The following is a 14,763-nucleotide window of genomic DNA, read 5'->3' on the forward strand; positions in this document are numbered from 1 at the left end:
ATGCCTCAATTACCAGAAAGTGCTCGCCTATGGTTAGACCGTGCTGAGATTGATTATATCGGTCCTTTCGTCAAAGCTTGGGCATCATTTAATGCTTGGTACCGTGAAGCCTCTAATCAAAGAAGAGATGCCGATGGTTTACACTTTGTTAAAAACCGACCAAATCATGTTCGAAGTACGATCATGCCACTCATCCAACCCATTAGAGTGGATGATAATGGTAACCATTTACCTGATGATGAATCCGCTCAGAAATTCAAGTTGCTCATTAGAGATCTACATGTTCGTCTTGACAATTTCCATATAGAGGTTACTAAAGATGATGTGCTTGAAAGAATTTCATTTCGATCCGTCTTTTTAGGGAGAGAAGCACTCACTCCACAATCTATAGAATTTAATAGATTTCACTATCATGTTGATAAAGCATCTGGCAAGTGGAAGAGCAGTATTTGGTCAATTGCCAATACAACTCAAAGGAAGTGCGATATCGAACAAGATAAGTACAATATTGAAGAATTACAGAATCATCCTGATTTTGTCACACTAAGCGTCACTCAACGGGACAAACTTCTGGCACTTTATAGACTTTGCAATCCCCGCCCCATGACTGATCTATTTGCCGCCAGGTCAGAAATAATTACTGCCGGCGATATAGAATTTCGATGTACCGCTGAACATCTTTTTTGTGCATTAATTGAAATTATTTACGCAATGCGCAACGCTTTGCTACATGGAGAACTTCAACCCCATGAACAAGCCTTTCAAGCTTATGAGCCTGCTTATAGAATAGTTATGGAGTTTCTTAAAGCTCTTCGAGGCTAATCTTGATGAGACGAAGCTGAATCTCTAGAAAAAGATTGAGTTGATCTCAAAACCAAGCTTTAGGTTGCCTCCACCACCATCCAGAAATTTTGTCCCAACGCTTGGGACGGAGAGCACGAGATGCTGAGCGAGCGCTGCAACATTATCTTCATCGCAGACGAAGCCCACCGTTCTCAATACGGACTGTCGGCGCGAGTCGTCAAAACCAAGGACAAAGAACCGGGGCAAGAAGGAGCCTACACCGCCTATGGTTATCGCCAAATACCTGCGCGATGCCCTGCCTAACGCCTCCATCGGCTTCACCAGCACCCCGATCGAAACCACTGACAAGAACACCAAACAAATCTTCGGCGACTACATCGACATCTACGACATCCAACGGGCAGTAGACGACAAAGCCACCGTCAAAATCTTCTACGAAGCTCGCCTCGCCAAGATTAATCTAGAGGAGTCTGAAAAGCCCTACATTGACCCCGAATTTGAGGATGTCACGGAAGGTGAGGAGCAGTCCACCAAAGAAAAGCTCAAGTCCAAGTGGGCACAGCTTGAGGCAATGGTGGGCACCGAGAAGCGATTGGCTCAGATTACCAACGACATCATCCAGCACTTCGAGAACCGTCTCACCGCAATGGACGGCAAAGGCATGATTGTCTGCATGAGCCGCCGCATTTGCGTAGACCTCTACAACCAGATCATCCAACTCCGTCCCGACTGGCACCACGAAGACGACAAACAGGGCAGCCTCAAAGTCATCATGACGGGTAGCGCCTCCGATCCAGAAAACTTCCGTTTCCACATCCGTTCCAAAAAAGCACGAGATGCGATCGCTAACCGTTTGCGTGATCCCAACGACCCGCTCAAACTGGTGATCGTCCGGGACATGTGGCTCACTGGCTTCGATACCCCCTGCCTCCACACCATGTATATCGATAAGCCGATGAGAGGGCACAACCTGATGCAGGCGATCGCTCGCGTCAATCGCGTCTTTGGCTCCAAACCCGGCGGCTTAGTCGTAGACTACCTCGGAATCGCGGAAGACCCGAAGAACGCCTTGAGGGACTATACCGAAGGCGATCGCGGCGAAACGGGCATTTTGATCGAAAAAGCTGTTGCCCTGATGCAGGAGAAGTACGAAGTCGTCAAGGCAATGTTTCACGGCTACGATTACTCCCGCTTCTCCACCGGCACCCCGCCAGAACGCCTCACCATCCTCTGTGAAGCCACCGACTGGATTCTGCGTCCAGAATCCAAAGACGGCGTGCAGCAATACATTCAAGAGGTAACAAAACTCTCCAAAGCCTATGCCCTCTGCGCCACCGAAGATAAAGCGATCGCCATCCAAGAAGAAGTGGGCTTCTTTCAGGCAATCAAAGCGACCCTCTCTAAACACACTGTTGAAGGCGGTAAGAGCAAAGCTGACCTAGATGCTGCCGTACGCCAGATCGTCACCCGTGCCGTTGCCTCAGATCAGGTGATCGACATCTTCGCCACTGCCGGACTCGACAAACCGGAAATCTCTATCCTCTCCGACCAATTCCTTGCCGAAGTCCGCGACCTGCCTCAGAAGAACCTGGCACTTGAAGTTTTACGAAAACTGCTCAATGACGAGATCAGAACTCGATCGCGTCGCAATGTCGTGCAGTCTCGCCACTTCTCCGAGATGCTAGAGAACACCATCAAACGCTATCAAAACCGTTCGATCGAATCCGCCCAGGTGATTCAAGAACTGATCAAACTCGCCGAAGAGATGCGAGAAGCCAACCGACGCGGCGAAGATTTGGGACTGAGCGAAGACGAACTTGCCTTCTACGATGCTCTGGAAGTCAATGACAGCGCCGTTCAAGTATTGGGAGATGAAACCCTGAGAACGATCGCCCGTGAGCTAGTGGAAGCCGTTCGCCGCAATGTTTCGATCGATTGGACCGAACGGGAAACTGTCAGAGCCAAACTCAGAACGATCGTCAAACGCCTCCTGCGCAAATACGGCTACCCCCCGGATAAGCAAGAAAAAGCTACTCAGACCGTCATCCAACAAGCAGAAACCCTATGTAAAGACTGGGCAGACTGAACGGGACTCATCCTCAACGTTTGATGGGTTAGAGATCGCACCTTCCAAGGAACACTAGCTTTCGTGAACACTTTTCATGTTCCACACTAACGATTTCTTGAGGGTAAGATTATGGTGTTTCCAGGCTGGGAAGTCACTCGAATGATCCCACCAGATGTGTGGATGGGAATAGCAACTGGGCAATACAAGATTTATGGTGGAGTCATTCGGTGGGCAGCCGGAACCGAACATGCCGGACAAATTGTGCGACATCTCCTCCCAGCCAGTTCCCAACTTCTCAACTTTGTTCCAGGGCTCAACTTCATTCCTGGCATTATCAACAGTATGCAGATGGCGAATTTGAAAGATGCTGTGCAACACAATAGCGTCTTACTCACACAACTCTCAACCCAGGTTGGAAGCTTGTCACAAACCACGCAACAAGTTCTTCAAATTGCTACAGGCACTGCTGTTCTATCCGGGTTAGGTTTAGTCGTCAGCAGCGTTGGTTTTATCGCAATCAACAACAAGTTGAATAAGATTGATGACAAGCTCAAAAGTATTCAGAAAGACATCCAAGACATTCAGCATTTTTTGGCAAGTAGTGAACGCGCCAAACTGTTTGCGGCACTTGACGCCCTGATGAAATTAGATAAAACTCCTGCCCAGCATCGTCATACGATTCTGCATAATTCACGACAATCGCTTTCGGAAATCAATATGCGGTATCGCGAGTTGTTGTTAAATGCAAAGACGATCGAAACAGCGATGGCATACGAGGAGTATTTCGCGCTAACTGCACTGGCTCAGGTCCGTTGTACAGCTGAGTTAGGAATGCCAGATGTCGCCCAGCATGAAGTCCAAGAAGCCAATCAGATTTGGCAAACTCAGGGGCGACGAATTGCCAAGGACATCTTGATCGGTGAGTATCCAGAGCGGTTCTTAGCCAGTGATTTTGTCGATGCAGTTGCGGTGACTGAATTGGTTGGTTGGCTAGATTTTACGAATGAAGATGTTAAGAGCTACGGCTGGATTGACGACTTGCGGCGCAAGTTGGATGAATCCTGGTACTCGAAGGGCTGGATTCCTATGATTCATAGCGGTTCGGGTTTAAACAAGAATGTTGGAGTTGGATTGGAAAAAGAACAAACGATGATAATTCCATCCCTGAGAAAACTGGTTGCTCGCAGCAATGTATTTGAGGGATATGTGGCTCAGTACGATATGCTCGCAACTCACAAGCTGACCCCCACCGAATTTGAACACAAAGTTGCAGCACTACCGGAAGCTTCTGCGATCGAGGGATACTTCATCCTAGAACCAGCAAAAACAGCAACTGTTGAGAACTCACCAGCCGCTACAGTTCCAGTGTTATCAAACTAAATGTGTATTTGAATAAAGGGTTACGCTGGAAGGGAATTTCTTTCCAGCGCTAAAACAAGCCATGTTCCGAAGAGGTGTGTGGATTTTCATGGTCCACACGCTCTAAACAATATTGAGCCGAGATATCACAGAACCGACATTCTTGGAAGCTGGGAACCTTGCGTGGAGGAGTTGTACTGCTAAGGATGGCGATCGCGGCGCGAAATTGTGCCCGAAAATCCTGATTCACTTGAGTTGCCCGAATCTCCACAACCTCATCCCGGTAAATCAATCGACCTTGCAGGGAAAGCCCTTGACAGGGAGCTAAGCTCACGGGAAGCAATAGTAAATAAATCAGCATTTGGTAAAGGTCGGAATTTTTTCTTTGCCCAGTCTTGCAATCTTCAACCCAAGCATGACCATCTTTAAGCGCAATGATGTCTGGCTTGCCAGCCACTTTAACCAAATACTCTCTGCCCAATACCTCAAATCGATTTTCCCCTTCAACATAAACGGTATACCCTTCTGCTTCCAACATGTTGACGCGCTCGTTCACTAAAGTCCGATGGCTAGCGCTCCATTTAGCAGAATCAAAATTTGTATTGAGCTTTTCATATCGAAAGTATGTCCGAAACCAAACCGACCAAGCACACTGCATTTCATCCGCCATTAACCGAGACAACCCAGTGACCCAGATCGAGGGAAGGGCTTTTGGTGCATGCATATTCACAGCTTCTCATTCAAGTGTTTTATCTCTTGCAGCCCGCGATCAATCTAAGGATTGCGCTTCTGCAACCATAGACCACAAGTTAAAGTACACTTGAACTAATTCGTCTGACAAGAAAAACTTGCCAGACGGCAAGTTCCTATTTTTCCTGCCTTCGCCGCTGTTTCGTGTGATACATCTGTCGCAACCTCTGTAAATATTCTGGCTCCGACTCGAGCGTTACCCAAATATGATGGGCTAGCGCCAGCTTCTGTTGATGCTTCTCACTGGGAAATCTGCGGTGCTCTCCCTGTGAAAACCAATGATTGACTGTGGTGAGGGAGCAGTCGCAGATGAACGCTAACTCCTCCCGGGATACATCCCAAATCCGCAAAAACTCCTCAAGTTCCATCAATTCGTCGTGCGCCCATTGCAGATACAGCTGTAACGCATACCAGTGTGTCGGAGAGGGGATTCGAGGAGCAAGTGCCATACCAATTAGATTGCCATTCTGACAATTTTTCCGGTATGATACCCGCATAGAATAACAGTACGCAAGAACTACTTTCTAACACGCCTCAAATTTTTCTAGCAGCCGTCATGGTGGAGCCTTGCGAGCTATGAGTATCATCACTATTCACTGTCGCCTAATTGCAGCTGAACCAGTCCGTCGTCACCTCTAGCACCTCATGGCTAGCAGCAATACTCCCCTGGTTAATGACCTGATCAAGCAAGTCAGCCAGCATCCAAACTTTGAAATCTGGCAACGCAGAGGCACCCTCCCAACTCGGGCAGTTCAAGCACTTTGTGATCCGCTTAAAGCCACTTATCCAGGTCAACCTGGACGCTTCTACGCCTCTGCCAGCCTGATGGTGACGTACACCTACGAGTCATGGTTATCACTTCAGCAGAGCCGCCGTCATCGCCTCGATGGCAAGCAGCGCTGGTTGAATGTGGTTAAAAGTGATGCGGAACTCCTGGAACTAAGCAACTCCACGCTTGAAGGGCTCCAACAGCAAGCACAAGCGATTCTCAGGCAACTGAGTGCCGAGTCTCATCCAACCTCACAAAAGCGCCAGCAGGTACGATCGCAGAGCCACTCTTCCAACCCTGCCAGTTTGCTAACTCGTTTATTTGAAACTTATGAGGGTACCGACGACTCCCTGACTCGATGTGCGATCGCGCATCTGATTAAAAGTGGTGGCAAAATTCCTGAGACTGAAGAAGACCCGGAGAAATTCGCCCATCGCATTCATCAAAAACAGAAAGAAGTTGAGCAATTGGAAGCTCAACTCCAAGCGCGTCTCCCCAAGGGACGGGACTTAACGGGGGAAGAGTTTCTCGAGACATTGGAGATCGCGACGCAGCAGATTCCGGCGAGCGTTGCTCAAGCCAGGGACTGGCAAGTCAAACTGCTTACCCGTCCCGCATCGTTGCCTTATCCCATTCTCTATGGCAGTGCGATAGACATCTATTGGCGTAAGACCGCAAAAGGCAGAATCAGCGTCAGCTTTAATGGTGTCGATAAGTATCTTAAGGCAGCCGATCCAACCCTCCAGGCATGGTTCAAAACCTGTAAAGAGTATCCCTTTCAGTTAGCGTGCGATCAACGTCAACTGCCCTTCTTCCACCGCTTTCTCGAGGATTGGCAAGCTTATCAAGCGAATGAGGAGACGTATCCGGCAGGCTTACTGACGCTCAGTTCAGCGATGTTGGCTTGGAGAGAAGGTAAGGGTAAGGGCGACCCTTGGAACGTGAACCACCTTGCCCTTCACTGCGCCTTCGATGTCCGCTTAATGAGTGCAGAAGGCACGCTAGAAGTTCAACAGGAGAAAGTAGCGAAAGTCCTTCAGAAGCTGGCTCATGCCAACCCAGATCCTCGCAATTACTCGACGCTCAAGCGCTTGCAGCATCTACCCGAACGCCCCAGCAAAGCTCCCTATCAAGGGAATTCCGAAATTTTAGTTGGAATCAGAATTGGACTGGCAACCCCGGTCAGCGTCGCGGTTGTGAACGGCAGCACTGGAGAGGTGCTGGCTTACCGAACACCTCGTACCTTGCTCGGCGATCACTACCGCTTGCTCAACCGTCACCGTCACGGGCAGCAGCAAAACAGCCGAGAACGGCACAAACATCAAAAGCGAGGGGTAACGTTCCAACCCTCAGAATCAGAACTGGGGCAGTATGTGGACCGGCTATTAGCGAAAGCGATCATCGAACTTGCTCGCACGTATGGGGCAGGCAGTGTCGTTGTGCCAAACCTGAAACATCTGCGAGACTTACTCGCCAGTGAGATCCAAGCCAAGGCAGAACAAAGGTGTCCCGGCTCCGTTGCGGCACAAAACCAATACGCCAAAGCGTACCGTCAGGCGATTCATCGTTGGAGCTACAACAGGCTGATTGACGCGATTTGTAATCAAGCAAATCAACTGGGTATGACCGTTGAAACAGGATTTCAGCCGATCCACGACAATCCCCAAGCACAGGCAAAAGATATCGCGATCGCAGCTTATCATGCTCGTGCTAGGAAATAATCCAGCTTTGCAGTACATCCGAACCTAGACAAGTTAATATATTCAACAGCGCCGCAGTTCAAGCTTTCTGAGCCGCTGAACTGCGAAAAATGCGGGTCAGTTTGGTCGTCCTGAGACGACTGTACTTTCCGACCCTGGTAGCTGTCCGCTCGCTGACTGCCATTCTGGTGCAGATTTCAAATCGAGATTTGTGTGGGGATGGGAAGCTGTAGTTGTGGAGAGTGTTCTTCAACTGTAGCGTAGGTGCGCACCCAGCAGAAGTGAGTCAAGCCTTCACAAGGTGAGGGTACAGGGGCGTTATCTCATCAAGTAATTGATGCAGAGGATGTGACTGGAGTGGCGGCTACCCAATCGCCTCCGAGCAAGGAGGAGTCCTCCAAACATTTTTGGCAAACCGAAGCAAGGGCAAAATCCCTGGGTGGTTCGTCAAAACTCTAAAATCCTCTAGCGGTAAAGCTTTCATTCAGTTGAGGCTTGCCAAAGTAAGTTTTCCAGGAAGTCGAGAGCGTACTTTTTATCTAGGTTTGCCAAAAGGCAGCTTGGAGAGCTTACAGGACAAGGATTCTAGCGCTGGGAGTCGCGATCAGCCTCCCATGAATGGGTGGGCTGAAAGTTTGAAGACTGTCGACCGTACGTCGCCTGGCTTGGTTGCGATCAGCCTCCCATGAATGGGTGGGCTGAAAGTTTGTATTGCTAAAACTTGAGTGAAAATTGCGAGCCTAGAGGTTAGAGGTCTCTAATATTTTTGATGGAGGACTGAAAGGAGCGCCTGCCTTACAACCAATCCTTTACAGTCAAAAACTGGGTGCTTACATAAAAAGCGACATCAATTTGCGAATCGAAAAGCATTTGAATTTAGCGACATCAATTTGCGAATAGCAAGACTGCGTTAATTGGCGACACTAACCTGCGAAATCGTAGCAAAAATGCTAAAAATTGTCAGAAACGACACCAATTTGCGAATTGCGACACTTAACGTGCGAACGTACATGAGGAATAACATTGGGGTTGGGTTCCCCATCTCCTCTAAACGCTTGGTGGATTAAGCAAGATGACTTTTCTCCTGGCAGTTGCTAGTTTTGCCAGCATTGTCGTTCTAATGGTTCATGGTCTGAATTGGGTAGTCAAAACTGTTCAATCCCTCATGCAAAAAATGGGTGTAGCTAATCATGACAGAGCGTCAATACCAAATTCGTTTTTTCTACGATTGGGGTTGTGATTCACCGTTCTGGTGTGACAATGATGCAGCAAGAGTTAAATTTGATGTTGGTCTAATTGAACCTGAAGCATTGGGGCTGAGCATTCAAACCTCAGAAAGGATACGTGCTCTAGCCGAGTGGCATGACACAGCCTTAAACTGGACTTACCCACCAGATCCAGGTCCTTGGCGGCAGGAAGAGTGTGATCGTTTCAATGCGGCTGTGGATGCTCTGTTAGAGACCATTCGCGCTGAATTGAGCGAGGAGTACGAACTGATTGATAGGCAATGGCGAGCCAGTGAAGACCCTGATCTCGATCGGTACTTGGCTGATCCAGAAGGCTTTCGGCGGTGATGAATGTTATCCATGAGGTTGCAGCAGGCTAACAATATGCCCTGAGTCCAACTCAGTCAAGAGGACTGATTTTTAATTTAGATTTGTGTTCTTTTCTTCGTCTTTTCTTAGGTTCTTATTTTCGGTTCTCTGTAAAGAAAATTGCAGCACAAGTATTTCAGGATTGAGTTTATTTTCTAACTCAATTCTGTTTTCAATACAGTGCGACTTTTCACACTTTTACTGATTTTGTCTGACGCTTATTTCATTTCTTCTGTGAGTGCCAGATTTTGTACGAGCGGTGAACCTTTGCGTTTCAATGTCATCAAATATTTCACCTCATCATAGGGCTGTTTGTCTTGCCAGCAGCGAAAGACAATGCGTATCCACTTAAAGGCTAACGCTCGAATCGCACCCTGGTGCGTCTTGCCTTTTTGCCGTTGCATCTGGTAAAACGCTTCTGCCCAAAACGAGTGTTTGCGCGTTTGCAATGCCCATTCTACAAACGTCTGCCTAAGAAATTTGGGGCAACTCCAGCGCCAATGCACCCACGATTTTTGCCCACTACTTTCTTTAACAGGGGCAATGCCGCTGTAGCACAACAAGTCTTGAGCACTTTGGAAGCGTGCACGCTCTTCCCCGAACGCTACCAGTAATCGGGGTGCAAGCTGCGGTCCGGCACCCGGTAGGGCCTTAAATAGCTCAGCATCGGAGTGAGAGTCAAACAGTTCTCCAATTTTGGCATCGAAGGTGGCAATGCTGGGTAAAAGAACCTGCAACTGGGCGATTAAGGCTGCAACTCTTAGTTGCAGTGGTTCTACAATGCCTACATCATCGGTCAACGCAACTCCCTGTTGAATTTGTTCAAGCCGGCGCTCAATGGTCTTTGTCTGCACGACATGATGAGACTTGAAAAACGTCTCTAGTTCTTCTGCGGGAGCAGTTTGGGCAGCTTTAAGACTGGGATAGCGCGTCAAAAACTGACAGAAGACCTGAGTATCTTTGTCCTCAAACCAGTCCAGCACTTGTGGGTAATACCCTTTGAGGGCAGCAGTGAGGCGATTTGTCAGGCGAACCTTCTCTGCCACGAGCATCCGTCGATTCTCTACCATCTGCTGGAGTGCCCGTAGCTTGCTACTACTAGGCTGCCAAACGTTGAGTTTATTCCGATGCTTGAGCAAAAGTTCTACCAGAACTTGAGCATCGGTAGGGTCTGACTTGGCACGAGAGGGAGAAAACGCTTGACGATAGTTCGCCACCAGGAGCGTATTGACGGGATGTAGGACCAAAAACTCGTACTTGCACAAGGCGTAAATCAACGGTCCTCGTTTCTGCTCTGTACAGATGGCAATTGACTGCCCATGAAATCGTTTCCTTAATCCTTCGACCCAGGCATTGATCGCTTCGGGTTGGGAGCCAATGACGGAAAATTCAAACTGTTGACTGATTGGGTCATACAGGCAAAGATCGTGCTTTTGATCTGCCCAATCAATGCCAATGTAAGCAGCGTAAGGAAGGGGGGCTGTTTCATGAACTGGCGAAGCAGACTTTTTCATACTCACACCCTGAAGTAGAAGTTGGTTGAGATACAGCTCGAATCCCCTGAACTTCAGTCGAAAGTGTTATGGCAAGGTTCACGAACGCCAAGCCCTGAGAGTTCGTTAGTTGAAGCAGGGACAAGAGGCGGGTGCGTGCGATATTGTTACAGACATCAGATGTCGTGCCCATGCAAAGTCGTCACTCGCCTCCTCCGAGTTCCGAAATCAAGTGTATTACTCAATTTCAGTCCCGTACCCCCATAACGGCATGCAACGGAAGAGCAATGATACTGGTGTGGATACAAAGATGTAGGTCGCCGCTGAACTCAAACGTTAGGCTGGTAAAATCACCATAAGGCCGTCATTGTAAGCCATGTGCAGTCAGAGTAGGAGTGAGCCGTGCTATCAACGTTCTTGCATCACAAGCCCGTCATTTACGGAAGCTCCTTTGCCAACTCCATCTTCTTGATGATGCTTTTACTTCACATCATCACGGGAGCAATCGCACCGCTCTCGGCGATGGTGTCCTTCACGGCGCGAAAGGGCAGTAAATCGCACATGCGCTCCGGACGCTTCTTCGGGTGGTCGATGGTCATCGTGGCACTCACCGGTATCGTGCTTGATATGGTTCGACTCTGCTTTTTCGTGCAAGAAAACCATACGAAATATGCAGGTTACGGCATGCCCAGCACCTATCCGGCACGCCTGGGCTTCCTGTTCGTGGGTCTCTGCCTCCTCTACCTCCTACGAGAATCCATGCCGCCGCGCGTATTCCGGCGACAGTCAGGGGAGACGGCGGATCTGTTGGTGCCCAGTTTGCTCGTCCTGACGGGGCTAGTCCTCACGCTCATCATCACGTTGCGCCTCAATCCGTGGACGGGTGCACTGTGGATGATCTGGACCTTCACCCTCATCGTGATTGTCATGGCGCGAACCACCTCGTCCTCGGATAATAATCGTGCGACGGATGTGGCACGACATCGCTTTGGCATGAGCTGCTTGGCGGCCTTTAGTTGGTGGGGTGCACTTCAGGGGTTTGGGCCAGCGATCGCCATTGCACTCAAGGGTGACGATCCATCGACCAGCGCCTACCTGGGTAACCAGCCGGGTCCGTTTTCGCCCGCGTTTTTTCTCTTCCTCGTGGGCTGGGCACCGTTCTTTTTCCTTGCAGCCTATCTGATTCGCCGCTTTACCAAGCTGCGTCACACCTAACATAACTTCACGGTAGCGGACGTACGAAAGCCGCTGGTTCTGAGTTCAAGGTTATCTGCCGCTGCGTTTTGCCGTTATGCATCCCAAGATATTGGTAGGAATGCAAATATAAGTTTCTCAGTTGGGTCAATCAAAAGTTAGTCTGGCATTAGACGAGAGAAAACGATAATTCCTATGAATTCATCAGAACGATTTCGAGGGTGTCTGTTAGGACTGGCTGTAGGCGATGCCGTAGGCACAACGGTCGAATTTCAGCATCGTGGTTCATTCTCACCTGTGACAGACATGGTTGGCGGAGGTCCGTTTAACCTCAAGCCTGGTCAATGGACTGACGATACATCGATGGCATTGTGCCTAGCTACTAGCCTAGTTACGGTTGGTGCATTTGATGCCATCGATCAAATGAATCGTTACTGCAATTGGTATGAACACGGTTATCTAAGCAGTACTGGCGACTGCTTAGACATTGGGAATACAGTCCGTCAAGCCTTGTATCAATACAAAACATCTGGCAATCCATTTAGTGGTTCCACTAATCCAAGGTCTGCCGGCAATGGTTGTCTAATGAGGCTCGCACCTGTCCCAATGTTTTATTTCCCATCTCGCGATCACGTTCTACACTTTTCCGGTGAGAGCTCTCGAACAACACATGGTGCAGCAGAGTGCATTGATGCGAGTCGTTTGTTTGGGGACATTCTGTTCCGTGCACTCTCAGGAGCCAGCAAAACAGAGATTCTCTTTGGAAATGACCTAGAGATAATCGCATCTCCATCCATTCAATCCATTGCTTGTGGGGACTATCAAAGGAAGCGAGTCAATGATATTCGTGGCACGGGATATGTTGTAGCAAGTTTAGAAGCTGCGCTTTGGTGTTTCTGGACAACGGAAACTTATGAACAAGCAATCCTTGCTGCGACCAACCTGGGTGATGATGCAGATACAACAGCTGCTATTTGTGGTCAAGTGGCTGGAGCATATTACGGAGAACCGGGCATACCTATTCACTGGCTTAGACAACTTGCAATGCGAGATAAGATTACTGAACTTGCTGATCAGTTACAGACCGAAGCTGCATAACAGCTTCAATGACCCCGACCGCGGCAGCCTATCTGTTGAGCGTTTAGGGTTCCTTGCAGCGCTTGATTGGGAACGTTATCTTGCTGAGTATTGGTGGGGATGCAGCCCTAAGATTTCGGTTGAGCTAGCAACATCAGAAATTAGCTATTCAGTTTGAGTTGAATCGCTATCGTGAACAGATGCGCCAACGATTTCAAGATTAGCAGGAGATTGTTGAGTTGAACCCTACTGCATAATCTAAGCGATCGTAGCTACTGGGAGATCATCGTGCTAATTTTTGAATTTATCCCGTTAAGTTGACTGCGAGGATAGAAGAGTCTTTCTACTCCCAATCTGACCCATAAGTTGATCGGCTTTGTGCCTTTGCATTGATTTGTCGATTGGGAGTAGAAAGACCTTTGTTGCTTGTTGGGTTTGGGCATCGTGACCTGATAGGAGCCTGTCTTGAATAAAGTCTCATCGCAGTCTTGTCCATTGCCCCAGTCCTGCAAGCAGTTCTGCTCTTCAACCAGGCGGTGAACAATGACACAATTCACGACCGATCCGAATGCAGTGATCATCGGTGTTGGCCCGCACAAAGACACGCATGCTGCAGTTGCTATCAATGGCTTAGGTGCACGGTTAGGAGATCGCATCATACCCACTACTCCAGCGGGATATCAACAATTGCTGGAGTGGGCAAAGACGTTCGGCGGGGTCGCTGCGTTTGGTGTGGAAGGCACTGGGTCGTATGGCAAGGGTTTGAGTCAGTTCCTACGGCGTCAAGGACTGAAAGTGGTGGAAGTCAGCCGTCCTTGCCGTCGAAGTCACCAGCGATTGCAAGGCAAGGATGATCTGCTCGATGCAGAAGATGCGGCTCGTCAAGTGCTGGCTGGACAAGCCACAGCCGTTCCCAAAGCAGCGGATGGGGCGGTGGAAATGCTCCGAATTCTCAAAGCGGCACGAGATACAGCCGTCAAAGCACAGACGCAAGTCATGGTCACGATTAAAGCGGTGCTCATCACGGCAAATGCAGAGCTACGAGCCCAGTTGGAACCCTTGCCTCCATCTGGGCTTATTGCCGCTTGTGCACAACTTGAAGTTGGACCCCTCGATACGCCTGTCGCTGCCATGCAGTATGCCTTGGCGGCGATGGCAAAACGATGGTTACAGTTGCATGAGGAAATTGAAATGCACACGCAACATCTCACAACGCTCACCCAAGCAGCAGTTCCCGAATTGGTGCAAGCTTTTGGCATTGGACCCGATACGGCTGCCGAAATGCTGACGACCTTCGGCGACAATGCGGAGCGTGCGCATTCCGAAGCCGCCTTTGCCAAGATGTGCGGGGTTTGTCCGATTCCCGCGTCTTCGGGCAAAACCCAGCGCTATCGCCTCAACCGAGGCGGAAACCGCCAAGCCAATGCTGCGCTGTTTCGCGTCGTGATTGTGCGGATGCGATGGCATCAGCCGACTCAGGACTACGTTGCCCGTCGCACAGCACAAGGACGGTCGAAACGAGAGATTATTCGCTGTCTCAAACGTTATGTGGCGCGAGAGATTTATCACCTCATTCGCAAAACATGCTCAACGCCCCAAGTGCTAGATGTAAGTCATGCTTAGAGTAAAAAAAGGACTTGACATCTATAGGAGCATCAATTTGGTACTGCTGGCCCGAATGATGCTGACAACGGTGCCATAAGCTAATCCACTGGTTCGGCTCACTCCTCGCAGACTGCTGCCTTCACTATGGGCTTGGAGCAGGGTTCGAGCTTGCTCAGCAGTGACTTGGCGACGGTAATACACCGTATCGAAGGTGTCGGTGAACGTTTGCTTGCAGCTACAGCATCGATACCTTTGGCTGCCTTTACTCGTTTTTCCATGCCTGTTCTGTGATCGAGGGTGATCACAGAACAGGCATTTCATCGGTTTGCTCCCTGATGATTACCCCTCT

13 protein-coding genes are annotated in these 14,763 nt (G+C 49.3%); 9 read left to right on the forward strand and 4 right to left on the reverse strand.

The window, feature by feature from the left end; translation table 11 throughout:
* The 4 genes from AC5I6P_RS05420 to AC5I6P_RS05435 all read left to right on the forward strand — a co-directional run bounded on the left by AC5I6P_RS05420 (position 1) and on the right by AC5I6P_RS05435 (position 4,252).
* Positions 1-822 (forward strand): hypothetical protein, encoded by an 822-nt coding sequence (locus AC5I6P_RS05420; protein ID WP_495692738.1) that lies wholly within the window; start codon positions 1-3, stop codon positions 820-822.
* Between the two features lie 78 nt (positions 823-900).
* Positions 901-1,107, forward strand: coding sequence for a hypothetical protein (locus tag AC5I6P_RS05425; RefSeq protein WP_495692765.1), 207 nt, complete (start codon positions 901-903; stop codon positions 1,105-1,107).
* Positions 1,070-2,890: a type I restriction endonuclease subunit R gene (locus AC5I6P_RS05430; RefSeq protein WP_495692739.1), complete on the forward strand. Its 1,821-nt coding sequence runs from the start codon at positions 1,070-1,072 to the stop codon at positions 2,888-2,890. Before AC5I6P_RS05425 ends, AC5I6P_RS05430 begins: the two co-directional genes overlap by 38 nt.
* Before the next feature lie 111 nt (positions 2,891-3,001).
* Positions 3,002-4,252, forward strand: a complete 1,251-nt coding sequence (locus tag AC5I6P_RS05435; RefSeq protein ID WP_495692740.1) for a hypothetical protein — start codon at positions 3,002-3,004, stop codon at positions 4,250-4,252.
* A 49-nt stretch (positions 4,253-4,301) separates the two neighbouring features.
* On the opposite strand, the gene AC5I6P_RS05440 is transcribed toward AC5I6P_RS05435, so the two are convergent.
* Positions 4,302-4,955, reverse strand: coding sequence for a PD-(D/E)XK nuclease family protein (locus AC5I6P_RS05440; protein WP_495692741.1), 654 nt, complete (start codon positions 4,953-4,955; stop codon positions 4,302-4,304).
* A 142-nt stretch (positions 4,956-5,097) separates the two neighbouring features.
* On the reverse strand, positions 5,098-5,430 hold the full coding sequence (locus AC5I6P_RS05445) for a hypothetical protein (RefSeq protein ID WP_495692742.1): 333 nt from the start codon (positions 5,428-5,430) through the stop codon (positions 5,098-5,100).
* 196 nt (positions 5,431-5,626) lie between these two features.
* Here AC5I6P_RS05445 and cas12k point away from each other — a divergent pair, with 196 nt between their 5' ends.
* Positions 5,627-7,471, forward strand: a complete 1,845-nt coding sequence (cas12k, locus tag AC5I6P_RS05450; RefSeq protein ID WP_495692743.1) for a type V CRISPR-associated protein Cas12k — start codon at positions 5,627-5,629, stop codon at positions 7,469-7,471.
* Positions 7,472-8,640: 1,169 nt separating this feature from the next.
* On the forward strand, positions 8,641-9,024 hold the full coding sequence (locus tag AC5I6P_RS05455; protein WP_495692744.1) for an immunity protein CdiI family protein: 384 nt from the start codon (positions 8,641-8,643) through the stop codon (positions 9,022-9,024).
* A gap of 239 nt (positions 9,025-9,263) precedes the next feature.
* Here AC5I6P_RS05455 and AC5I6P_RS05460 read toward each other — a convergent pair whose 3' ends face one another.
* Positions 9,264-10,559, reverse strand: coding sequence for an IS110 family RNA-guided transposase (locus AC5I6P_RS05460; protein ID WP_495692745.1), 1,296 nt, complete (start codon positions 10,557-10,559; stop codon positions 9,264-9,266).
* 381 nt (positions 10,560-10,940) lie between these two features.
* On the opposite strand from AC5I6P_RS05460, the gene AC5I6P_RS05465 reads away from it, so the two are divergent.
* From AC5I6P_RS05465 to AC5I6P_RS05475, 3 genes are all read left to right on the forward strand, one after another.
* Positions 10,941-11,753, forward strand: a complete 813-nt coding sequence (locus AC5I6P_RS05465; RefSeq protein WP_495692746.1) for a hypothetical protein — start codon at positions 10,941-10,943, stop codon at positions 11,751-11,753.
* Positions 11,754-11,927: 174 nt separating this feature from the next.
* A complete protein-coding gene (locus AC5I6P_RS05470) occupies positions 11,928-12,830 on the forward strand; it encodes an ADP-ribosylglycohydrolase family protein (protein ID WP_495692747.1) in 903 nt (300 codons plus the stop codon).
* 522 nt (positions 12,831-13,352) lie between these two features.
* Entirely contained in the window at positions 13,353-14,432 is a 1,080-nt protein-coding gene (locus AC5I6P_RS05475) for an IS110 family RNA-guided transposase (protein WP_495692748.1), read from the forward strand.
* A gap of 21 nt (positions 14,433-14,453) precedes the next feature.
* Here AC5I6P_RS05475 and AC5I6P_RS05480 read toward each other — a convergent pair whose 3' ends face one another.
* Positions 14,454-14,735, reverse strand: coding sequence for a transposase (locus tag AC5I6P_RS05480; protein WP_495692749.1), 282 nt, complete (start codon positions 14,733-14,735; stop codon positions 14,454-14,456).
* Positions 14,736-14,763: the final 28 nt, after the last annotated feature.

This window comes from Myxacorys sp. (genome assembly GCF_059501405.1).

What these genes read in the sequence shown, in the direction of transcription:
- AC5I6P_RS05420 (WP_495692738.1), top strand. Translation starts at nt 1, where the DNA reads ATGCCTCAATTACCAGAAAGTGCTCGCCTATGGTTAGACCGTGCTGAG.
- AC5I6P_RS05430 (WP_495692739.1), top strand. Translation starts at nt 1,070, where the DNA reads ATGGTTATCGCCAAATACCTGCGCGATGCCCTGCCTAACGCCTCCATC.
- AC5I6P_RS05435 (WP_495692740.1), top strand. Translation starts at nt 3,002, where the DNA reads ATGGTGTTTCCAGGCTGGGAAGTCACTCGAATGATCCCACCAGATGTG.
- AC5I6P_RS05440 (WP_495692741.1), bottom strand. Translation starts at nt 4,955, where the DNA reads ATGCATGCACCAAAAGCCCTTCCCTCGATCTGGGTCACTGGGTTGTCT.
- AC5I6P_RS05445 (WP_495692742.1), bottom strand. Translation starts at nt 5,430, where the DNA reads ATGGCACTTGCTCCTCGAATCCCCTCTCCGACACACTGGTATGCGTTA.
- cas12k (WP_495692743.1), top strand. Translation starts at nt 5,627, where the DNA reads ATGGCTAGCAGCAATACTCCCCTGGTTAATGACCTGATCAAGCAAGTC.
- AC5I6P_RS05455 (WP_495692744.1), top strand. Translation starts at nt 8,641, where the DNA reads ATGACAGAGCGTCAATACCAAATTCGTTTTTTCTACGATTGGGGTTGT.
- AC5I6P_RS05460 (WP_495692745.1), bottom strand. Translation starts at nt 10,559, where the DNA reads ATGAAAAAGTCTGCTTCGCCAGTTCATGAAACAGCCCCCCTTCCTTAC.
- AC5I6P_RS05470 (WP_495692747.1), top strand. Translation starts at nt 11,928, where the DNA reads ATGAATTCATCAGAACGATTTCGAGGGTGTCTGTTAGGACTGGCTGTA.
- AC5I6P_RS05475 (WP_495692748.1), top strand. Translation starts at nt 13,353, where the DNA reads ATGACACAATTCACGACCGATCCGAATGCAGTGATCATCGGTGTTGGC.
- AC5I6P_RS05480 (WP_495692749.1), bottom strand. Translation starts at nt 14,735, where the DNA reads ATGAAATGCCTGTTCTGTGATCACCCTCGATCACAGAACAGGCATGGA.